Annotated in this window: 19 protein-coding genes and 2 pseudogenes; 13 read left to right on the forward strand and 8 right to left on the reverse strand. The window is 68.6% G+C overall.

Annotated elements, in window-relative coordinates:
• Positions 1-6: 6 nt before the first annotated feature.
• The 4 genes from V1460_RS15360 to V1460_RS15375 form a co-directional block, all read right to left on the reverse strand.
• A complete protein-coding gene (locus tag V1460_RS15360; RefSeq protein WP_407077614.1) occupies positions 7-1569 on the reverse strand; it encodes an FAD-dependent oxidoreductase in 1563 nt (520 codons plus the stop codon).
• 20 nt (positions 1570-1589) lie between these two features.
• On the reverse strand, positions 1590-2315 hold the full coding sequence (locus V1460_RS15365; RefSeq protein ID WP_338674280.1) for a class I SAM-dependent methyltransferase: 726 nt from the start codon (positions 2313-2315) through the stop codon (positions 1590-1592).
• Between the two features lie 32 nt (positions 2316-2347).
• Entirely contained in the window at positions 2348-3568 is a 1221-nt protein-coding gene (locus V1460_RS15370) for a lycopene cyclase family protein (protein WP_338674281.1), read from the reverse strand.
• A 268-nt stretch (positions 3569-3836) separates the two neighbouring features.
• Positions 3837-4154, reverse strand: a complete 318-nt coding sequence (locus V1460_RS15375; protein WP_407077615.1) for a DUF3618 domain-containing protein — start codon at positions 4152-4154, stop codon at positions 3837-3839.
• 930 nt (positions 4155-5084) lie between these two features.
• On the opposite strand from V1460_RS15375, the gene V1460_RS15380 reads away from it, so the two are divergent.
• Positions 5085-6098 carry a hypothetical protein gene (locus V1460_RS15380; RefSeq protein ID WP_338674283.1) on the forward strand — a complete coding sequence of 338 codons (1014 nt, stop codon included), beginning with the start codon at positions 5085-5087 and terminating at the stop codon, positions 6096-6098.
• Positions 6099-6440: 342 nt separating this feature from the next.
• Here V1460_RS15380 and V1460_RS15385 read toward each other — a convergent pair whose 3' ends face one another.
• Entirely contained in the window at positions 6441-7886 is a 1446-nt protein-coding gene (locus V1460_RS15385) for a HAMP domain-containing sensor histidine kinase (RefSeq protein WP_338674284.1), read from the reverse strand.
• Positions 7883-8602 (reverse strand): response regulator transcription factor, encoded by a 720-nt coding sequence (locus V1460_RS15390; RefSeq protein ID WP_338674285.1) that lies wholly within the window; start codon positions 8600-8602, stop codon positions 7883-7885. Before V1460_RS15390 ends, V1460_RS15385 begins: the two co-directional genes overlap by 4 nt.
• A 136-nt stretch (positions 8603-8738) precedes the next feature.
• On the opposite strand from V1460_RS15390, the gene V1460_RS15395 reads away from it, so the two are divergent.
• The 9 genes and pseudogenes from V1460_RS15395 to rbsD all read left to right on the forward strand — a co-directional run bounded on the left by V1460_RS15395 (position 8739) and on the right by rbsD (position 18537).
• Entirely contained in the window at positions 8739-9230 is a 492-nt protein-coding gene (locus V1460_RS15395; RefSeq protein ID WP_338674286.1) for a hypothetical protein, read from the forward strand.
• Between the two features lie 138 nt (positions 9231-9368).
• Positions 9369-10331, forward strand: coding sequence for a YHYH protein (locus V1460_RS15400; protein ID WP_338674287.1), 963 nt, complete (start codon positions 9369-9371; stop codon positions 10329-10331).
• On the forward strand, positions 10328-11707 hold the full coding sequence (locus tag V1460_RS15405) for a sulfatase-like hydrolase/transferase (RefSeq protein ID WP_338674288.1): 1380 nt from the start codon (positions 10328-10330) through the stop codon (positions 11705-11707). The genes V1460_RS15400 and V1460_RS15405 overlap by 4 nt, the downstream gene beginning before the upstream one ends.
• 101 nt (positions 11708-11808) lie before the next feature.
• The gene (locus tag V1460_RS15410) at positions 11809-12210 is read left to right on the forward strand and encodes a helix-turn-helix domain-containing protein (RefSeq protein WP_338674289.1); all 402 of its coding nucleotides are present in this window, start codon (positions 11809-11811) and stop codon (positions 12208-12210) included.
• Positions 12211-12532: 322 nt separating this feature from the next.
• Positions 12533-13558 (forward strand): LacI family DNA-binding transcriptional regulator, encoded by a 1026-nt coding sequence (locus V1460_RS15415; RefSeq protein ID WP_338674290.1) that lies wholly within the window; start codon positions 12533-12535, stop codon positions 13556-13558.
• Entirely contained in the window at positions 13555-15102 is a 1548-nt protein-coding gene (locus V1460_RS15420) for a sugar ABC transporter ATP-binding protein (protein ID WP_338674291.1), read from the forward strand. The genes V1460_RS15415 and V1460_RS15420 overlap by 4 nt, the downstream gene beginning before the upstream one ends.
• A pseudogene (locus V1460_RS15425) lies at positions 15092-17088 on the forward strand (substrate-binding domain-containing protein). Before V1460_RS15420 ends, V1460_RS15425 begins: the two are co-directional and overlap by 11 nt.
• A 163-nt stretch (positions 17089-17251) precedes the next feature.
• Positions 17252-18151, forward strand: a complete 900-nt coding sequence (locus V1460_RS15430; RefSeq protein ID WP_338674292.1) for a ribokinase — start codon at positions 17252-17254, stop codon at positions 18149-18151.
• Positions 18148-18537, forward strand: a complete 390-nt coding sequence (gene rbsD / locus V1460_RS15435) for a D-ribose pyranase (RefSeq protein WP_338674293.1) — start codon at positions 18148-18150, stop codon at positions 18535-18537. The genes V1460_RS15430 and rbsD overlap by 4 nt, the downstream gene beginning before the upstream one ends.
• A gap of 36 nt (positions 18538-18573) precedes the next feature.
• Here rbsD and V1460_RS15440 read toward each other — a convergent pair.
• Both V1460_RS15440 and V1460_RS15445 read right to left on the reverse strand, forming a co-directional pair.
• Positions 18574-18897, reverse strand: a pseudogene (locus V1460_RS15440) (transposase); the annotation flags it as partial.
• 183 nt (positions 18898-19080) lie between these two features.
• Positions 19081-19953 carry an aldo/keto reductase family oxidoreductase gene (locus tag V1460_RS15445; RefSeq protein ID WP_338674294.1) on the reverse strand — a complete coding sequence of 291 codons (873 nt, stop codon included), beginning with the start codon at positions 19951-19953 and terminating at the stop codon, positions 19081-19083.
• A gap of 131 nt (positions 19954-20084) precedes the next feature.
• On the opposite strand from V1460_RS15445, the gene V1460_RS15450 reads away from it, so the two are divergent.
• The 3 genes from V1460_RS15450 (at position 20085) to V1460_RS15460 (ending at position 21630) form a co-directional block, all read left to right on the forward strand.
• Positions 20085-20528, forward strand: coding sequence for a helix-turn-helix domain-containing protein (locus tag V1460_RS15450; protein WP_338674295.1), 444 nt, complete (start codon positions 20085-20087; stop codon positions 20526-20528).
• A gap of 155 nt (positions 20529-20683) precedes the next feature.
• Positions 20684-21082: a hypothetical protein gene (locus tag V1460_RS15455; RefSeq protein WP_338674296.1), complete on the forward strand. Its 399-nt coding sequence runs from the start codon at positions 20684-20686 to the stop codon at positions 21080-21082.
• Between the two features lie 113 nt (positions 21083-21195).
• Positions 21196-21630 (forward strand): hypothetical protein, encoded by a 435-nt coding sequence (locus V1460_RS15460; protein ID WP_338674297.1) that lies wholly within the window; start codon positions 21196-21198, stop codon positions 21628-21630.
• Positions 21631-21804 lie beyond the last annotated feature (174 nt).

The raw sequence follows: 21804 nt of genomic DNA on the forward strand, positions 1-21804 counted from the left end.
CGGTCCTCACCGTGTCCCCAATCCGGCCAAACCCCGCATCAGGATCGAGCGGCCACGCGCCGGGACCGTGCGCAGGACGTGACCTCGAAGGCCCCAGCGCGCCAGGAGTTCGTTGGCGGCCAGGAAGCCGCTGGTCGCGGCACGCTCCATGAGCGCTACGGGCAGGTTGGTCCGGACCACATCGCCTGCCACCATCAGGGCCGGGTCGGGCGTGCGGACGGTCGGCCGAGTTCTGTGACCACCGAGGGAGAACAGCGGGCAGTCCTCGCGCCACTCGTGCCGCTCGTCGATCACGCCGGCATCACGGGTCTCCGGGTACACCCGGTGCAGTTGCTCCAGCAGCCTGCCTTGCACGGCGGCCCGGTCGCCATCGATGCGAGCGGCGTACGCGTGCAACTCCACCACGGAACCGCCCGTCCGCACGGCCCAGCGGTGCGCTTCGCCCTCCCACCGGTCCAGCACACTGATGTTGTCCAGGTCGCCGTAGCCGCTGGTGCCCAGGAAGCCCGGCCGCTTTGCGGCCACCGGCCGGTCAAGCCAGAACCGGGACACCAAGAAGGGCGGCGCGGTGCGCAGTTCCGCGATCCTCGCCCGCCATGCCGCGTCTCCAAGACCGGGGGACGTGGCGATCAGCTGCTGCAGTCCTGCCGTGTCCACGGCGAGGACGACCGCGTCATGAACACACGAAGCGGCGGCAGTGGTCGCGGTGAGTCTCCCATCCGGCTGAGGAGTAACAGAGTCGACCGGCGTTGCGGTGTGGATCGTGACCCCGTGACCGTCCAGGTACCGCCCCAGCGGTTCCCACAGTGCCTGGGGGAAGGGTTCCCGGGGCACGTCGAAAAGCAGTCCTTCGCTCGAGCCCAGGAAGTAGATGTGGAACATCAGAGCCAGTTCTGCCGCCGATAGTTCCTTCGGGTCGGCGAAGAAGCTGCGCGAGAAGACCTCGAAGGCAAGGTGCTGCGCGGCCTCGGGAAACCGGATCCGGGTGAGGAAGTCCGTCGCGCTGACGTGGTCCAGGCGCTCGAAGATGTCAGGGACGCGCACGTCCAGGAGGGGGAGTGCGGCAACGGGATTCATCCGCAGGAGGTCACGCCAACTGAACGACGGGCTCAGGACGACAAAGCCCAACGCACTGAGCGGGGGAGTGCGCGGAATGCGTGCGAAGCTGTCCAGCATGCCGTCGCTGTGCCGCAGTGGGTAGTCCGGCAGGGCGGTGAGAACACGCAGCTCCGGGTCGGTGCGCCGCAAGAGTGCGCGCAGGTTGTAGTACTGGCGGAAGAAGGCGTGGAATCCGCGGCTCATTGTGGCGGTCGTACCATCGGCCAGATCCACCGGCCAACCGGCGAGCCGACCTCCCAAGGCGGGCCCGCGCTCGTACAACGTCACCCGGACGCCCCGTTCGGCCAGAGCAGTGGCAGCAGCCAGCCCGGCGATACCGCCACCGATCACCCCCACATGTGGCGGTGGCGCGTCGGCCCACGGGCGGCCCGGCCGAGCGATCAGGACATGCGAGCTCAAGTCCCGTCCCCACGGCAAACGTTCCCTGATCCCAGCGCCATCCGCGCCCACCCGGGGGCCCCTCGCGGTGGTCACTTCCGCCCTTCCCCAGCCGGTACACGCCCCACGAACGTGTGGGTGATGCCCGTGTGCCACCCTGACAGCGGCAGGACCCGCACATCTGCGAAGCCCGCCCTCCGCATCCGCCGGGCGAACTCGTCCGCCGTGTCGAAGTCAACGACGCTGCGCCACAGATGCTCGTAGAGGGCGGCGTCCCCGGACCTGCGGGCGACCGGCAGAACCACACCCCGGCATACCGCCGTCCAGACCGCGCGGTGCACCCGTCTGCCGCTGAGCGTGTACTCGTGGACGGCGATGCGTCCTCCGGGAGCGAGAAGGCGGTGCACCTGGGCCAGTACGTCATCCGGGTCGGACACATTGCGCAACAGATAGGACGCGAAGACGGCATCGAAGGGGCCTTTCACCCCGGCCCGGGCGAGATCCTCGGCGGAGGCATGGGTGAACGAGACTCCTGGAGGCCAGGCCTTGCGCTGGGCTTTGGCCAGCATGCCCGCCGACGCGTCGACTGCTGTTACCTGGGCGCAGGGAGCCACCGCGAGCAGCGCCGCGGTCGACGCCCCGGTACCGCAGCCGAGGTCCAGCACACGCTGACCGGCCCCTGCGTAAGCCAGCCCGAGGCGCCGTGTCGAGCGCCGGAGCTGGCGGTGGTATCCGGGGTTGACCGCGACCATCCGGTCGTAGGACCGAGCGGCGCGATCGAAAGCAACCGACAGATCGGCATCGCGCAGCAGAGACATCAGCACTCCTCGGAGGCGGAACGGTAAAGGAGTCAGCCTGTGGCCTGCCGACGTCCTGCGGACGCCGGAGCGCGGCGGGGCAGCAGCGGCAGCTCGCATGCGGTGTGGAGCATCGGCCAGACCGGCGTGCTCAGCCCGATCACCACGTCCTCCCACCAATGGGTGCTGCCGTCGAGGAAGCGCAGCAGGCGGTGTGCCGGCACCTGGCGGAACAGCCCTGTGAAGAAGGCCGGTCCGTCGATCCGCCCGGCGTCCAGAGCGCGCAGCAGCACCGCGTCCATGAGCCGGGACCGGGAGGAGTAGGGCCGTGAAACCGATGGGGTGCGGCTTTGCGTCAGCGCGTCCGTGATGGCACGGGTCTGGCGCTGGATGGCTGCGAAGGTATAGCCGGTCGCCGGCCGGGTGGCGCCGCCGACCGCACCGATCGGGAACACCGCCCTGCCCATCCGGCGCGCACAGCGCGCGTCAGTCATCGGAATGACTCCTTGCTCCGCCCCCGTGATGCGGAACGAACCGAGTCGCAGCACCGCGCCGGTGTAGTGGCGCAGGGCCCGCTCGTACGCGTCCATGCCGAGAATGGACGGAGAGAACTCGGTGTACTCCACCAGTGCGTCCCTCGCGCCGAGCGGCAGGACATACCCGAATGACAGCCCCCGGGCAGGTTGGGGCGTGCGAAAGTCCATGAGGTCAGCGACTGCACGGTTGAATTGAGGCCTCTCGGTACGCACGAACCATCCGCGAAAATGCTGGAACCACCTGGTGCGTGCGGGGCCAGCCTCTCGCGGCCGCGAGTCGAAGGCCCAGCGGGCCGTCAGCCGGAAGTCCACCCCGGCAACGTCCCGCCCACACACCTCGGCGCCACCGCCGGGCAGATCCCGTACATGGCTCACGACAGCCTCGTACCGAAGACAGCCGCCGCAGAACAGGAGCTCGGCAGTACGCTCCTCGAAGGGCACCGACCGGATCATCTTGTAGCGCAGCGGCGCGCAGCAGACGGTCGTCACGGTTCCGTCCACGGCCGTGATCCGCAGCCGGTCCCAGCTCGCCGCGAGAATGTCGTCGTACTCGCCACCCGCTTCCTCCCAGAAACACCAGGTCCGCTCCGGCGGCCGCAGTGGCCCCTCAGGCGCGTCGACCAGCGCGATGGAGACCCCCCGCTCCGACGTCGCCTGCTGTCCGGACGAGGTGAGCCGCCGAGCCAGCGAGAGACCGGCGGCCCCGGCACCGACGATTGCCACGTCCACGTCGTACAAGGCGACCCTCTCGCAGCGGTGACGGCATGGCAGCGGCCGATCCCGTAAGGAGAAGCCCTTACCACCACCCAGCAATGCTTCCGTGAAATGTGCCTCGGTGGACGCAGCCAAGCGCGCGTGTCGCGACTCCGGCCAGAGCCGCATGGCCGCGTGGTCACGGTGCCGAGAGCTGGGGCCTCCGGGCTGACCGTCCCTTCTCACCGGCGAGGGACCCCCGCCGGCGCGGTGGGGGCCCCTCGGAGTGCCCGGCCCCGCAAGGCCGTGGCCCTCACCTCATGGCACGCCGCACCAGCATCGCTACAGCGATGATGCCTGCGCCGGCGGCGAGCAGAGCGGTGCGGTTGCGGCGAGCAGCGCCGGCCGCTTCGAGTAGCGGCTCGCGCGCGTTGTCGTGCACGAGACGCGCTGCCTGGGCGGCCTTGTCTTTTGCTTCCGCAGCATTTTGTGCGACGTGGGTCTTGAGGTCGCCGGCCACCGCCTGGGCGTGGGCCTTGACGTCGGTCTCGTCGGCGAGGGCCTCCAGGGTGTGGCCGAGTTGCTCCCGGGTGGGCCTGAGCCTGGACGGCCAGTTCTTCGGGGGTATCAGGGGTCGCGTCGTCCTGGGGAGTCCCGGTCATCGGTGGGTCATCCCTTATTTGATCTCTGCGGTGTCGGCCTTCACGCCTTCGATGGCTTGCTCCGGCGAGGGGGCGCCCCATCGCTGTCCTTCTTCTTGCCGGCCGCCTGAGGAACCGTACGGCGTGGCGAGGCCGTGCTGCGGGCGGACGACCGACCGGTGGTGCTGATGTATTGCGGCCTGCCCATGGATCGGGAACTGAGGGCGTGGAGGCGGGCGGGATGGCAGCGTCGAGCGTGACCCGGCGGAGTGCCCCATCCGAGCGAAAGACACTGGCATCGTCTCTCCGATGCCCGGCGGCGGGTGGGTGACGAGTACGACGATGCGGTTGCACGCCGCAGGAGAGCACTATGACGGAGCGAATGGGCAAAGAAGGCCGAGCCGAGCCGAGCGCGTCGGCGCCTGCCGAACGGCCGTGGCAGCCACATCCATGAGCCTTCTGTTCCTCGAAGGGCGCGCGAGCAACTCTCCCAGCAGCCCGTCGGTGCAGACCCCGTCAAGCTCCGAGACCGTTGCTCCGTCACCCACCCGGACCCCGCGGTCGACCGCCGGGCCGCCGAGAAAGCCGCGCTCGGGGCTGTCCTGTGATCCGTGGTGGATCAGCGCGCGGCGTCAGATGTATGGGGTCTCCCCCGGCCCTTGGGACGGAGGGGACGCAGCGCAAGGCGGAGGGGCGCCCTCATACTGGTGTATTCAGGTGATTCGACAACGTGGCGAGGGGGCGCCTCCCTGCGAAGCCAGGGGGAGTGCCGTAGCTGTCGTTGCGCGCCCGCCGGGGATTACGGGACAGCCCATGGGAGCGATCCTCGGAGGGCGGCGCATAAACGGACGGAGGAGGGCGGCTAGAAAGTGCGTTGTCGGTCGGTATGGCGCCACGGGGCAGCATTCGCGGCGCTGCGGGTGCGCGGTGTCCTGCGGCGTGACCGCCTGGTGCAGCGCCTTCTGGTGCTGTCGTTCTGCACGGTGGCATTGCTCACGGCGGCATCCGGTTCCGCGTCCGCAACGGCCGCGCCGTCCTGTCGAGTGGGTGTCTATCTCGCCGACCTCTACGATATCGATCCGGTGAGGGACACCATCGGCGCGGACATGTGGCTCTGGGCCCTGTGCCCTACCGCTGAACTGGACCCTACACGGCGATTCGAGTTCCTGAACGGTAACAACATCGTCCAGAGCTCTCACCAGATCAGGAAGGTCGGCAACCAGTACTGGTCTCAGGTGAAGGTCGAGGGAACCTTTCGTGAGCACATTCACATCGGGGACTATCCATTCGACCGGCAGTCGATCAGTTTCCTTGTCGAAGACAGCGATCTGGACTCCCAGCAGTTGGTCCTCGAGCCGGATGTGGCCAACTCTTCGTATAATCCAGATATTACGCTGGACTTTTTCCGTGTGTCCGGCTTCAAGGTCGGCGCGCGGATAGACCGCTATCCCACTACTTTCGGCGACCCGCAATTGCCCAGCGGGAGCGGTAGCCAGTACAGCCAGTTCGTTATCGACGTCGAACTGGTGAGAACACAGTTCTCGAGCTTCTTCAAGGAGACGTGGCCCGTCTACATCGTGTTCATGCTGGCCGTCATCTCCTTCCTGATCTGGGCTGAAGACCTGAAGACCGCGCTGACCACGCGGTTCGCCATCCTGGGGGTCTCTGTTTTCACCCTCGTGGTCAACATGCGCGAGGCCGGTCAGTCGCTTGGCGGGATCGTGGGGGTGACGCTCGTCGACCGTATCCACTGGTGCACGCTGGCCTACGTTATGGTCGCCATGGTCACCACGACGTACGTATGGCGTTGCCTGGACACCCCTGACAAGCACAGAGGGGCACGACGCCTCAATCTCATCGTCGCCGTGGCCTCGACGGTGGTCTATGTCGGAGTCGTTCTGTCCATGCTGATGGCAGCCCTTGTTGCCTATTGATCCGAGAGGGCCTGCCGCACGATCGGAGTGACATCTGAACTGGCTTGCCCCGCGGGGTGGGTGGGAAGGTTGTCGCTGTGCCACGGCAGTTGTGGATAGCTGCTGCCGGGCTTTCTGATCATGGTGTGGTGTCGGCGTAGGCGGCCATCGGCGGTGGCAGAGGCGGGCACGGTGTTGATGGCGGCGGCGCCAGGTGGACCACCACAGCAGGTGTTCGGGGTCTCGCCGGGGCGATGGGAGGATCAAGGCCCGCAGCAGGCGGAGGAGTTCGTGGCTGCTGTGGGGGACGAGGTCGGCCTCGGCGGGATCGGAAGACGTCGGCCAGGCGATGCTCGTGCCGGCTCATCCCCCACGATTCGACGCGGCGCTGGGGAGGATCACTCGGAAGGTGCAGCCTGCTTCCGGGGCTGTTTCGAGCTGGGTGGTGCCCTTGTGGGCGGCGGCGAGTGCGGCGACGATGGAGAGGCCCAGACCGGTACCGGGGTGCGTACGCGCTGCTGCGGTGCGATAGAAACGTTCGAACACGCGCTCTGCCTGTTGGGCGGTCATGCCCGGTCCCTCGTCGGCTACTTCGATGACGGCGGTGGTCTCCCGCAGCCCGATGCGTACTTCGATGGAAGCAGATTCGGGTGTATGGGTGAGGGCGTTTGTGAGGAGGTTGTCGAGAATCTGGCGGAGCTGGTCGACATCGCCCAGGACGGGCACCGGTGTGGTGGTGTCTTGCGGGTTGTCCAGGCGGACGAGTTCGATGGGGCGGTGGGGGTCGCGGGCTCGTGCGTCGAGTACTGCTGCCACGGCGAGATCGAACACGTCGGCCGGGAGGTGGGCGCGCGGGCGATGCTGATCGAGTCGGGCCAGGAGCAGCAGGTCCTCGACGAGTGCTGCCATGCGGGTCCCACCGTCCTGTATGCGCTGCATCAGGTGCATGAGTTGAGCTGGTTCGTGGGGAGTCTGGTGGGCCAGTTCGGCGTAGCCGCGGAGGGAAGTGAGGGGGGTGCGCAGTTCGTGGCTGGCGTCGGCGATGAAGGTGCGCATCCGTTCTTCCGAGTCGCGTGCGGCCGATTCCGAGGCTCGTTGCGCGTTCACGGCTGACTCGATCTGGTTCAGCATGGCGTTGAGGGCCCGTCCCAGGCGTCCCGCCTCGGTCCAGGCCGGGTGCACGGGGACGCGGCAGGAGAGATCTCCGGCGACGATGGATTCGGCGGTGACCTCGATGGTCCGCAGGGGCCGGAGGGAAGCATGTACGAGGAGGTGGCCCACGCATGCCAGGGCGATGACCGCTCCCGCGCCGACCAGCAGGTCGATGGCGACGAGGCGCGCCACGGTCGCCTCGGATTCGGCCAGGCTGGTCATGGTCACGAGCGTCCTCCCGCCGGACAGGGGCAGGGCTACGCCCCGCCAGTCGCCGTCGGCGCCGGAGGTGGTGAAGGGCTGGTGCGCACGTATCGATGACGGTGCGGCGAGGGTCGTCAAGAGGGAGTTCGGCGGGCTGTCCTCGTGGGGCGGGATGCGGCGGATCAGGGTGCCCGCTTCGTCGACGATCCAGGCTGTGTACGCGGCGGGGAGCGGCGAGGCGAGCCGGTCGGAGCGGGGGCTGTCGATCTCGTGCGAGATGCGGGTGGCTGTTCCGGTCAGCTGGCGGTCCAGCCGTTCCAGGAGGTAGCCGTACAGCAGGTGAGAACCGAGGAATCCAGTCGCCAGGAGTGCGACGGTGACCAGTCCTGTGGCGCACAGGAGCAGGCGTAGTGACAGGGGGATGTGGGCGAGCAGTCGGCGGGTCCTGCTCATGTACGGGGGACTCGCAGCACGTATCCGACTCCGCGCAGCGTGTGGAGGAGTTTGGGCTCGGCGAAGTCGATTTTGCGGCGCAGGGTGGAGATGTAGGTCTCGACGATGCCGGCGCCGCCGTTGAAGTCGTAGTTCCAGACGTTGTCGAGGATCTGGGGCTTCGACATGACGCGGCCGCTGTTGGCGAGGAGGAAGCGCAGCAGCTGGAATTCCAGAGGTGTGAGGTGGATTTCCTGGTCGGCCCGCCATACAGCGTGGCTGTCCTCGTCCATCTTCAGGTCGGCGATCTCCAGGCAGGCCGTCCCTGCCGGCTGCCGGTGCGCGCGCCGCAGTACGGCGTGGATGCGGGCGATGACCTCTTCCAGGCTGAACGGTTTGGTGATGTAGTCGTCCGCGCCGAGGGTCAGCCCGGCGACTTTGTCGTCCGTGGCGTCGCATGCGGTGAGAAAGACCACGGGGGCCTGGTTTCCTGTGCTCCGCAGGCGACGGGTCACCTCGAAGCCATCGATGTCGGGCATGGCTACGTCGAGGATCAGGAGGTCCGGTCGCGCTCGGTCGGCACCCTGTAGCGCTTCCCGGCCGTCCGCTGCCGTGGTGACGTCGAAGCCCGCGTAGCGCAGGCCGACCGCGAGCAGTTCGCGGATGCTGGGCTCATCTTCGGCGATGAGCAACCTTGTCCGCTCGGGGCCGGTCTGTTGTTCCTGCCATGACTTCATGGCCGCCAGGATGGCCGGTCCGCCTGAGTGAGGACTGAGAGAACCCTGAGGAGACCCTGAAGGATCTTGGTGACACTCAGGTGGCGCTGAGGTTGTGCTGCGGTGGGGCCCAGAAAGATCCGCCAAGCTCTGCCGCATGAACATGAAACCTGCCGGCAGCTCCCTTTGGGCGCGGTACAAGATCATGACCGTCGCTGCTGTCACGGCCATCGCCCTGGTAGGCGGGCTCGCCGTCGCCTACGCCGCCTATGGAGGGAACGCCGTAGACAGCTCGGCTGCCACCTCGGCGACCACGTGTCCGCCGGCTCCCGCAAGCGCGGGTCAGGTCTCCAAGGGTGGCCAAGGCAGGCAGCCGGGCTGCGGCACGGGCCCGCAGGGCGCCGGCCAGCAGGGCGGTAAGCGCGGCGGGCAGGGGCAGCGCTCCGAAGAGGATCGTGCCGCTCGGGTCGCCTACCGCGACTGCCTCAAGGAGCAAGGTATTGAGCTGCCGAATGGCCCGGTCGACCAGCTTGACGCGTCCGACCCCGCGATCGGCAAGGCCCTTGCGGCCTGCAAGGAGCTCGAACCGGATCATCCCGGCGGCGCTTCGTCGCCCTCGGCCTCGCCCTCGGCTTCCCCCGTTCCCTAGCCGGTACGGCGGGGAACGGCCGCCCGGCGTCAGCGAAGGCGGCTGGGGGAGTCACTCAGAGTTACCCGACGCTCCGTATCTGGCCCGCTGCCCTTCGGCTTCCCTGTCACCGCCGCACCGAAGAGAGGCTTGTCACGCATGCATCACCCGTCATCACCGCCGGGCCGCCGGCGCAGCCGCTTTCCATGGCTGCGGCAGCGTGCCCTCGTCGTCCCGCTGGCCGTGGCAGCCCTGGTGGCCGCCGGGTGCGGCTCGTCGGCATCCACCCCGCATCGCGCCGGCGCCTCCCTGCTGCCGCTGGGGGACGGACGGGTCGGCGACCGTCCTGAAGCCGGGTCGGTCTTCTCCTGCCAGACACGGTTCCCCAAGAACGCTCCGGGAGCTTTCCGCGACGGTGAGTGGATCCAGGGCGACCAGTGGGACCCCGAAGGCAAGCCCACCGTGGACGGCGAGGTGGAGTGGCCGAACGCCGAGATCAGCATCGCGGTGGAAGGCTCCGAACGCGTCGTCACGGCGAACGGCCTGCCCTCCCATTCCACGGGGAGCTTCCCGATCTCGCCGGACGACGACGCCTACGCCTACGACCGGAACCCCAACCACATCAGTGAGCAACAGGTCCTGCTCCGCCTGCCCGCCTCGCCGAGTGCAGCGGCGGAGCCGTCCTGCGTTCCCGGGGGGATGATCGGATTCACGCTGACCGGTGCGGCCCTCTACAACGCGCTGGATGCCCAGGGACGGGATGCCGCCGCGCACGAGATCCAAGATTCCTGCGACGGCCATCCCGAGAAGAACGGGCAGTACCACTACCACAGTCTGACCGACTGCATCGACGACTCGTCGGGCGACGGCGGCGGGCACAGCGACCTGTTCGGCTTCGCCCTGGACGGATTCGGCATCTACGGCCCCAAGGACAGCGACGGGGACGCACTCACCAACGCCGACCTCGACGCCTGCCACGGCCACACCGGGCCCGTGGAAGTGGACGGGAGGACCAAGACCGTCTACCACTACCACTTCACCGAGGAGTACCCGTACACGCTCGGATGCTTCACCGGTGACCCGATCGAGCTCCCCGGCACGCGTCCCGGAGGCCGCCGGTGAATGACTCACAGCAACCATCGCGCGCGGGCTCGGAGTCGGCGCCTCGCACCAGGAAGCGCTTCCACGGCATCGCAGCCGGCCTCGTCGCCGCCAGTCTGCTTGCCGCGGGCATCGTGGCCACGGCGACCGACGGTTCACCGAGCAGGTCCGGCGCATCCCCGAACATCCTGATGGTCGTCGCTGACGACTTCGGCGTCGACGCGAGCCCGTGCTATGACCTCGGTGAAGACAAGCCTGACATGCCGACCCTGGAATCGCTGTGCGGATCGGGCCTGGTCTTCGACCAGGCATGGGTCAACACCGAGTGCACCCCCACCAGGGCTACGTTCCTGACCGGCCAGTACGGCATCCGCACCGGCGTCGGCTCCGTCGACGCGCAACTGCCCACCTCGCAGACCACCATCCAGCGGGTACTGGGGGAGCGCACCGACTACGCCAGCGCGGTGATCGGCAAATGGCATGTGGGCGGGCGGCCCAACCAGGTCGTCGCCGACCACCCAGGCCAGCTCGGTGTGCCCTACTACGCGGGCTTCCTCTCCGGGGCCGTGGAGGACTACCACCGCTGGCTGCTGACCGTCAACGGGCAGACACACGAGGAGACGACGTACGCCACCACCAAGTTCACCGACCTGGCTCTGGACTGGATCGAAGAGCAGGACGGGCCCTGGTTCACCTGGCTCGCCTACACAGCGCCGCACACCCCCTTCCACCTGCCCCCAGCAGAGCTGCACTCCCGTGAGGACCTCACCGGCACCCCGGAGGACATCGAGAAGCGGCCCAAGGAGTACTACTTCGCCGCCGCCGAGGCCATGGACCACGAGCTGGGGCGCCTGCTGGACGACCTCCCCGACGGTGAACGGGAGAACACCACCGTGATCTTCGTCGGTGACAACGGCACCCCCCAACAGGTCGTCCAGTCCTACCCGCGCGGTCACGCCAAGGGCACCGTCTATCAGGGTGGAGTGCACGTGCCCCTCGTCGTCTCCGGGGCGTCTGTCCAACGCACGGGCGAACGCGAGGACGCGCTCGTCAACGGCGCCGACCTCTACGCCACCCTGTCCGACCTCGCCGGAGCCAGCGCCACCGGCACCGGCGACAGCGTCAGCATCGCGCCGCTGCTGACCACCGACGGCGACGGCGGCCGCACATACGCCTACACCGAGGCATTCGGCCAGACCAACCGCCGTACCGGAACCACTGCCCCCGACGTATGGGCGATCCGCGACAGCCGCTACAAGCTCATCCGCTACGACGACGGCAGGGAAGAATTCTACGACCTGTCCGACGACCCCCTCGAAACACGCAATATCCTGACCGAACAGCCTGAAGCGGTAGCGCGCCTGCGAAGCCAGGCCGAGAACCTGCGCAGAGAGTGACATGCCGCCTGATGCTCCCGGCACCGTCATGCCAAGCGTCGCCTCAACGGCGAGGTCTGGCGACGAAGGCGGTCAGCTGGGACCTCGTTGCCCGCTACCTCGTGATCGGCGACAGGCCCTCGCGGGCCGCGTTCGCCCTCCCTGCCCAACTGGCCCAGGCCGCCCCGCTCATGACCGATTTCGAGCGATGGGTCCGGGCACACCTGGCCGATCCTCCCCCGCTGACCGACGCCGCCCGAGCGCTCGGAGTAAGCCAGCGCACCCCGCAGCGCACCGCACAGACGGTCCTCGGTAGATCACCGCTGGACTTCATTCAGGACATCCGACTGGACGAGGCCGCCTTCCTGCTGCGCACCACCACGCTCAGCGCCGAGGCGATCGCCGGCCGGGTCGGCTACCGCAACGTCAGTACCCTGCGCAAGCTCGTCCGGCGCCGCCGCGGCTCCTCTCTCGAGGCGCTGCGCCAAGGCGTCGGTGCCGACGCGGTCGTGCCGCGACCGTGAGGGACGGCGGCTGACGCCCGTCCGCTCACGCGCCTTGTCACGGGTCCGACGGTGCAGGGTGCAGATGCCGTCACATTGGCCGGTGGGCGAGATGATCTTCGGGGTTGGTCACGGGCGGGAGGGCGCGTGAGACCGCGGTGCACGACCGCGGTCTCACGCGGCGCGGCGGGGCCGCCCGTCTGCGGCACAGCCCGGCGGACAGTGGGTCACGATCCGGTCTCGACCCTGCCCCCGACCCTTGATTAGCCGACATGTAATCGATTTCAATCCTCCCTGTCGGTTGTGTAAACGATTCCACGAAACAAGGGGAAGTGGTCCGGTGATGGCGAGTATCAAGGACGTCGCCGCCGAGGCGGGGGTCTCCGTCGCCACGGTCTCGCGCGTCCTGAACGACCACCCGTCGGTCAGCGCCGACGCGCGCACCCGTGTGCTGGCCGCCGTCGATGCGCTGGGCTACCGCCCGAACGCCGTCGCCCGGTCCCTGCGCACCGACCAGACCCGCACCCTCGGGCTGGTCATCAGCGATGTGCTCAACCCGTACTTCACCGAGCTGGCCCGTTCTGTGGAGGAGGAGGCCCGCGCCCTCGGCTACAGCGTCATCATCGGCAACGCCAACGAGCGACCGGACCTGCAGGACCACCACGTACGGAACCTCCTGGACCGCCGTATCGACGGGCTGCTGGTCTCCCCGACCGACGGCGGCTCGCCGCTGATGCTGGATGCCGCGCGCGCGGGAACTCAGATGGTGTTCGTCGACCGGTGGATCCCGGGCGTCGACCTACCCGTCGTACGGTCCGACGGACGCGCCGCCATCCATGATCTCGTCGCCCATCTGTACGGGCTCGGCCACCGACGGCTGGCGATCATCGCGGGCCCCGCGGCGACCACGACCGGCCGTGAGCGCGTGGAGGTCTTCCGCCAGGCCATGGGCGAGTTCGGGCTTCCCCTCCCGGACGCGTACATAGGCCAGGGTGACTTCCAGGCCGAGAGCGGGCGCCGGGCCACCGAGCGGTTCCTCGATCTGGCCGAGCCACCCGAGGTCGTGTTCGCCACCGACAACCTGATGGCGCTCGGCGCGCTCGACGCCGTCCGGGCGCGCGGACTGCGGGTGCCGCACGACATCGCGCTCGCCGCGTTCGACGACATCCCGTGGTTCGTGCACACCGACCCGCCGATCACCGCGATCGCCCAGCCCACCGGCGAACTCGGGCGTGCCGCCGTCCGTGCGCTGGTCGACCTCATCGAGGGCCGGCCCACTCAGTCCGTCACCCTCCCCGCCCGTCTCGTCGTACGCCGCTCGTGCGGCGAGGCCGCCTCCTGCCCGCAGGCCCCGAGGAGCACCACGTGAGCCATCCAGACGAACTGCTGCGTATCGAGGGGATACGCAAGACTTTCCCCGGCGTCGTCGCGCTCGACGGCGTCGACTTCGACCTGCGCCGGGGCGAGGTGCACGTGCTGCTCGGTGAGAACGGCGCGGGCAAGAGCACCCTCATCAAGATGCTCTCCGGCGCGTACCGTCCCGACGCCGGGCGGATCCTGGTCGGCGGCGAGGAGGTGCGCATCCACGGTGCGCAGGACTCCGAGCGCCTCGGTATCGCCACCATCTACCAGGAGTTCAACCTCGTTCCCGACCTCAGCGTCGCCGAGAACATCTTCCTGGGCCGCCAGCCGCGCCGCTTCGGCCTCGTCGACCGCAAGCGGATGAACGCCGACGCGGCCGGACTCCTCGCCAGCGTCGGTGTCGATGTCGACCCACGTACCCGGGTGCGCGAACTGGGCATTGCCCGGCTCCAGATGGTCGAGATCGCCAAGGCGCTGAGTCTCGACGCCCGTGTCCTGATCATGGACGAGCCCACTGCCGTCCTGACCACCGAAGAGGTCGACAAGCTCTTCCGGATCGCACGGAAGCTGCGTGACGACGGCGTCGGCATCGTCTTCATCACCCACCACCTGGAGGAGATCGCCGCCCTCGGAGACCGTGTCACCGTCCTGCGCGACGGCCGCAGTGTCGACCAGGTCCCGGCGAGCACCCCCGAGGACGAGCTCGTACGGCTCATGGTGGGCCGGAGTATCGAGCAGCAGTACCCGCGCGAACCCGCCGAGGCCGGAGCGCCGCTGCTCAAGGTCCGCGGCCTGACCCGGGCCGGCACCTTCCACGACATCGACTTCGAGGTACGGGCCGGCGAGGTCGTCGGCCTGGCGGGCCTGGTCGGCGCCGGCCGCACCGAGGTGGTACGCGCCGTCTTCGGAGCCGATCCGTACGACTCCGGCACCGTCGAGGTGCAGGGCCGCGCCTTGCGCCCGTACGACGTCAACGCCGCCCTCGATGCCGGGATCGGCCTGGTCCCCGAGGACCGCAAGGGCCAGGGCCTGGTCCTCGACGCCACCGTGCAGGAGAACCTCGGCCTGGTCACGCTGAGCCGCTCCACGCGCGTCGGTTTCGTCGACCGGGCCGGGCAGCGGCGGGCCGCCGACCGTATCTCCGGGCAGCTCAAGGTCCGTATGGCCGGACTGCACCAGCACGTACGGACACTGTCCGGCGGAAACCAGCAGAAGGTCGTCATCGGCAAATGGCTGCTGGCCGACACCAGGGTGCTGCTCCTCGACGAGCCGACCCGCGGCATCGACGTGGGAGCGAAGGTCGAGATCTACCAGTTGATCAACGAACTGACCGCCTCCGGGCACGCCGTCCTGATGATCTCCAGCGACCTTCCCGAGGTGCTGGGCATGAGCGACCGCGTCCTGGTCATGTCCCAGGGCCGGATCGCGGGCGAACTCACCGCGCGGAAAGCGACCCAGGACGCCGTCATGGCGCTGGCCGTCAGCGCGACCGCGACAACGAACACAGCAGCAACGGCAGCAAAGGATGTGGAGGTCTCCCGTGGCCACTGACACGCTCAAGAGCAGTACGTACCCGGGCGGTGCCTCCGCACTGCGCCGCATACTCCTCGACAACGGTGCCCTCACCGCCCTGGTCGTCCTGGTCGTGGCGATGTCGTTCCTGTCCGGCGACTTCCTGGCCACCCAGAACCTCCTCAACGTCGGCGTCCAAGCGGCCGTCACGGCGATCCTGGCATTCGGCGTCACCTTCGTGATCGTCTCCGCCGGCATCGACCTGTCGGTCGGCTCGGTCGCCGCGCTCTCCGCCACCGTCCTGGCCTGGACCGCCACGAATCAGGGCCTCCCGGTCTGGATGGCGGTCCTGCTCGCCCTCGGCACCGGCGTCGCCTGCGGCCTGGTCAGCGGCGCGCTCATCTCCTTCGGCAAGCTGCCGCCCTTCATCGCGACCCTCGCCATGCTGTCGGTGGGCCGGGGCCTGGCACTGGTCATCTCGCAGGGCAGCCCGATCGCCTTCCCCGACTCGGTGTCCAACCTGGGCACCACCATCGGCGGCTGGCTGCCGGTGCCGGTCCTGGTGATGATCGTGATGGGGCTGATCACCGCCGTGATCCTGAACCGCACGTACATCGGCCGCACCATGTACGCGATCGGCGGCAACGAAGAGGCCGCCCGACTCTCCGGCATCCGCGTCAAGCGCCAGAAGCTGGTCATCTACGCCCTGGCCGGCGGCTTCGCCGCCGTGGCCGGAATCGTCCTCGCCTCGCGGCTGGCTTCGGCACAGCCGCAGGCGGCGTACGGATACGAACTCGACGCCATCGCCGCGGTGGTGATCGGCGGCGCCAGCCTCTCTGGTGGCGTCGGCAAGGCATCGGGCACCCTCATCGGAGCCCTGATCCTCGCGGTGCTCCGCAACGGCCTCAACCTGCTGTCGGTCTCCGCCTTCTGGCAGCAGGTGGTCATCGGCGTCGTCATCGCGCTCGCCGTCCTCCTGGACACGCTTCGCCGCCGCGCGTAGCCGGCGCCGTTTCTGCGCTCTCTCCTTCTCCTGGCTCTCCCCGTTTCCTGCCTTTCCCCAATCACAACCCGCACCCGCAAGGAACAGCCATGCGTACCAAGCAGATCACGATCACTGCCGCCGCCATCGCCTCGCTCGCCCTCACCGCCACCGCCTGCAACTCCGGGTCGGACGGCTCCTCCGACCTGAAGGTGGGCCTGTCGATCTCCACCCTCAACAACCCCTTCTTCGTCCAGATGAAGGCGGGCGCCCAGGCCGAGGCCAAGAAGCAGAGCGTCTCCCTCACCGTCACCGACGCCCAGAACGACGCCTCCCAGCAGGCCAACCAGATCCAGAACTTCACCAGCCAGAACATGAAGTCGATCATCATCAACCCGGTGGACTCCGACGCCGCCGGCCCGTCAGTCAAGGCCGCCAACAACGCGAACATCCCGGTCGTCGCCGCCGACCGCACCGTCAACAAGGCCACGATCGCCACCACCGTCGCCTCGGACAACGTCGAGGGCGGCAAACTGGCCGCCAAGACGATCGCCGAACAGCTCAGCGGCAAGGGCACCATCCTGGTCCTGCAGGGCACCTCCGGCACCTCGGCCGCCAACGAGCGCGGCCAGGGCTTCACCGAGGGCCTGAAGGCCTACCCGGGCATCAAGGTCGTCGCGTCGCAGCCAGCCGACTTCGACCGCACCAAGGGCCTGGACGTCACCACCAACCTGCTGCAGGCCCATCCGGACGTGAACGGCATATTCGCGCACAACGACGAGATGGCGCTCGGCGCCATCAAGGCCTTGGGCAGCAAGGCCGGCAAGTCGGTCAAGGTCGTCGGCTTCGACGGCACGCCGGACGGCCTGGCCGCGGTCAAGGCGGGCACTCTGTTCGCCTCGGTGGCCCAGCAGCCCAAGCTGCTGGGCCAGCTGGCCGTGCAGAACGCCGTCAACGCCGCCAAGGGCAAGAAGATCGACAGCACGATCAAGGTCCCGGTCAAGGTCGTCACCAAGGACAACGTCGCCGGGTTCACCAGCTGACCCCGCACCCGTCCGGTCGCCACGGCCGCAGGACGCGCACGACGCGCGACCCGCGGCCTTGGCACCGGCCTTCACCGCTGCAGGGATCCGCGGGGTCCGTTGACAGGGGTCCTTGGAGCCCGTCGATCCATGGGGTCCGTGGGGACCCGTAGGGAGACAGTTCATGTACGACTACGACCTCCTGGTCGTGGGATCAGCCAACGCGGACCTGGTGATCGGGGTCGAGCGACGGCCCGCGGCCGGGGAGACCGTGCTCGGCTCCGACCTGGCCGTCCACCCGGGCGGCAAGGGCGCGAACCAGGCGGTCGCCGCCGCACGCCTCGGCGCGCGTACGGCGCTGCTGGCCAGGGTCGGCGACGACGCGCACGGCCGACTGCTGCTGGACGCGCAGCGCGACGCCGGCGTCGACGGCGTGGGGATCCTGGTCGGCGGGGCGCCCACCGGGATAGCGCTGATCACCGTGGATCCGTCGGGGGACAACAGCATCGTGGTGTCTCCAGGAGCGAACGGGCGGCTCGCCCCGGAAGACGTCCGGGCCGCCATCGGCCTGCTGCGCGCCTCCCGGGTGGTCTCGGCGCAGCTGGAGATCCCGCTGGAGACGGTCGTGGAGCTCGTACGGAACCTGCCGTCCGGCGCCCGCTTCGTACTGAACCCCTCGCCGCCCCGGCCGCTGCCCGCGGAGGTGCTGGCGGCCTGCGACCCGCTGATCGTGAACGAGCACGAGGCACGGGTCATCGCGGGCGGGGACCTGGGCAGCTCGCCTGAGGACTGGGCACACGCGCTGCTGGTGCTCGGCCCCCGCTCGGTCGTGGTGACACTGGGCGCCGAGGGTGCGCTGGTGGCGACCGATGACGCCACGACCAGGGTCACGTCCGTGAAGGTGGATGCCGTGGACACGACGGGCGCGGGCGACGCGTTCACCGCGGCGCTGGCCTGGCGGCTGAGCAGGGGCTCGTCGCTATCGGACTCGGCGGCGTACGCGGCGCGTGTGGGGGCGGTGGCGGTGACCCGACCCGGGGCGCAGGGGTCGTTCCCCACCGCTGAGGAGGTCGTCGCACTGTGAAGAAGGCCGGAATTCTGAATCGTCATCTTGCGGGCGCGCTCGCCGAGTTGGGGCACGGGGACGGGGTGCTGGTGTGCGACGCAGGCATGCCGATCCCGGCGGGCCCGAAGATGGTGGACCTGGCCTTCCGCGCCGGGGTGCCGTCCTTCACCGAGGTCCTGGACGGTCTGCTGGACGAATTGGTGGTGGAAGGCGCGACGGCGGCGTGTGAGGTCCGGGATGCGAACCCGGAGGCCTGGGCGTTCCTGGACATCCGCTTTACGGGGTTGGGCCTGGTCCCGCACGAGAAGCTGAAGGACATGACGGCGGACGTACGTCTGGTCGTCCGTACGGGCGAGGCCCGCCCGTACGCGAACGTGCTGCTGCGCTGCGGGGTGTTCTTCTGAGAGGGCGTTCGAAGTGGGCTGATTGCCCTTTATGTTCTAGTAGGTTCCTCGCCGGGTTGGTGTGGTCTCGTCCGTTATCCGCATGGCCGGGTTGTCGATGGAGGCGATGTGGATCATGGCCTCGGAGCTGGTGGTGAGGGTCTCGTAGTCGCGGGCGAGGCGGCGGTGCATCATGATCCAGCCGATACTCCGCTCTACGCCCCAGCGCCTTTTGACGACATGGAAGCCGCGCTTTTCGGGGTTGCGGTTGACGACTTCGACGTCGATGCCGAGTTTGGCGCCGTGCTCGATGACGGCGTTCTTGAAGCCGATGCCGACCCAGCTTTTCGTGATGGTCGGGTAGCTTTCTTTCGCCTGGTCACGGCAGCTGTGGAGAGCTGCTGCCGGGCTTTCTGGTCATGGTGTGGTGTCGGCGTAGGCGTGCCATCGGCGGTGGCAGAGGACAGCGTGGCTGGACCGACTCGCTGCGGGATCAATTCGCGGCGCCGCTGCCCGAGCGTCCCGCGGTTGATCCGGCCCAGCCGCTGGTGAGTGCCCGTAGGATTAGCGGCCGATCTTGTCGAGCCCGGCGAGATCGTCGTCGGAGAGCTGGAGTCCCGCGCTGGCTGCGTTCTCGCGCAGGTGTGCCACCGACGAGGTGCCGGGGATCAGCAGGATGTTCGGCGACCGCCGCAGCAGCCAGGCCAGGGCGACTGACATGGGCGTAGCGGCCAACCGGGTGGCTACGGCCGTGAGCGTCGAGGACTGCAGCGGGCTGAAGCCGCCGAGGGGGAAGAAGGGCACGTAGGCGATGCCCTGTTCGGCGAGTTCGTCGATCAGCTCGTCGTCGTGGCGGTGGGCGAGGTTGTACATGTTCTGCACGCACACGATCGGGGCGATCGAGCGTGCCTCGGTGACCTGTTCCGCCGTCGCGTTGCTCACGCCGAGGTGTCGGATCAGGCCTTGTTGCTGGAGTTCGACGAGTGTTGCGAAGGCTTCGGCGAGCGAACCGGGCACGGGGCCCTGGGCGTCGCCGAGCCGGAGGTTGACCACGTCCAGCGTCTCGAGGCCGAGGTTGTCCAGGTTCTCCTGGACGGCCCTGCGCAACTCTTCGGGCTCGCGGGCCGAAGGCCAGCCGCCCTCCTCGTCGCGGGTCGCGCCGACCTTGGTCACGATGTGCAGCGCGTCGGGGTACGGGTGCAGCGCTTCGCGTATCAGCTGGTTGGTGATGTGCGGGCCGTAGGCGTCGGCGGTGTCGATGTGGGTGATCCCGAGGTCGACGGCCTCGCGCAGGACGGCCAGTGCGCCGACGCGGTCGGCTGGTGGGCCCATGACCCAGGGGCCGGCGAGTTGCATGGCGCCGTAGCCGAACCGGGTGACGGCCAGGTCGCCCAGGGTCCAAGTGCCGCCGGGAAGCGAGGCGGAGGGGGTGCTCATGGTGTGCCTTTCGTGTTGAGCCAGGGGGTGGTGCCTGACAGCCACCTTGCACCACTATTGGTGCGTAACTTCTGATCGGGAAGTAGGCACTTCGAAGTGCGTAGGGCACCCACGGGTGGGAGGAATGGTCCATGGCGACGATGACGGCAGCCCAGCAAAGGTCACAGGCCAAGGTGGAGTACAACGCCTTCGTGGCGGCCTGCCCCAGCCGCAAGCTGATCGACCGGATCTCGAACAAGTGGGTCACGCTGATCCTGGCCGCGCTCGGCAGCGACAGCGCGCATCAGCCCGGCGTCGACTGCGCCGGCGGGTCCCGGGTGATGCGCTATTCGGAGTTGCAGCGCCTGCTGGCCGGCGTCAGCCAGAAGATGCTCACCCAGACGCTGCGCTCCCTGGAGCGCGACGGCCTGGTGTCCCGGACCGTGGTGCCGACCGTCCCGGTCACGGTGTCCTACGAGCTGACCGATCTCGGCCTGTCGCTGTACGAGATGATGCGCGGACTCAAGGCCTGGGCCGAGGTGCACATGGACGATGTGCTTGCCAACCGCGAGACCTACGACACCCGCGTCGCCTGAACCGCATCAGGGCTGCCGATCAGCGGGAACAGACTGCGTGTAAGTACCCGCTGTCGTTCTGGTCTCGAGGGGTCGGCGTCGAACGGGAGTCTCGATCGGGTGATCGCGTACTGATCAGAGCCCGCGCCTTCGTCGCCGCGAGCCCCATGGAGGTCTTGTCTGACGGGACCCATCTGACCCGGATGAACCTTGCCGGGCGGCGGCGCTCCCATCCGTGCGGGGTGACAGTGTGGGCGATCGACTACCCGGTCGACGGCGGCGAGACCATCGGGGAAGGTCGACCGCTGCGGTCGGCATCGCCGGAACTGGTACGGCAGGGAATCTGGGCCCACCTGACCCTCCATCCCTGTCTGAACCGAATCATCATGCGGCCGGCCGACGGTGAGGGACCGGACCCTGACCGGATCTCGTTCGTCAAGATCCTCAAGCACACACGGCGCAGCGTCGACCTCCAGGCAGGGCGGTCGCCCCGCCGCCTGCAGCAGTTCATGAAACGGCTGGCCACGAAGGTTGTGCGCAAGCTCGACAAGGGTGGGCCTGCCACCAAATCCTGAACGGCCCTTTCCTCAGCCGCCGGGCGAGACCCCGCCGTGCGACCGGGATGATCAGCCCCCGGCTGGCAGCGCCCCGCGGACACCACGGCCATACGTACGGCTAGGCTCGGGGCATGGCCACGGCCTGGATGCCATCCAGCAAGCCGCGGACCGGCCTGTCGGCCGGTCCGCTGCGCGTGCTGTGGTTGGCGGCCCTGCTGTTCGGCGTGCTGTACACCCACGGCGTGAGCGCCGAAACCGCCACAAGTCACACGACCAACGTTGCCGCCGGGCCTGCGGCGTACTTCCTGCCAGACCGCCACGCCGGGCCGCAGGACGCTCAGTCCACGTCGGACCACGACGAAGGCGGACAGCACTCCCATCCGGCCGGCAAGTGTGTGTCCGGGCAGCCGCAGCAAGGGTCCGGCCCGTCGGCTCCCGCCCAGACTGTGCTCGAACCGCACTCGCCCTGCCCGCTGGCCATGGCAGGGAAATCCGCGCTGCCCGGCGAACGGTCTGCGCTGCCTCCTCCTCGAAGTACGGCCAACTGGGTCATTCAGCGGGTATAGATTCCGGAATCCCGCACCGCTGCGCGGTGCGCCCTTCTGCCATCCCGCTGCAGTGCGGCACGGCGCGCGACGCCCTCTGCCGCGCAGGCCGTCCGCTGTCTTTCCTTCCCCTTCTGCCATGCCGGCGCCGCGACGTGCGCCGACCCGCCAAGGAGCATGCCCTTGTCCTCGTCC

The sequence above is a fragment of the Streptomyces sp. SCSIO 30461 genome (assembly GCF_037023745.1).
Lineage (GTDB): Bacteria > Actinomycetota > Actinomycetes > Streptomycetales > Streptomycetaceae > Streptomyces.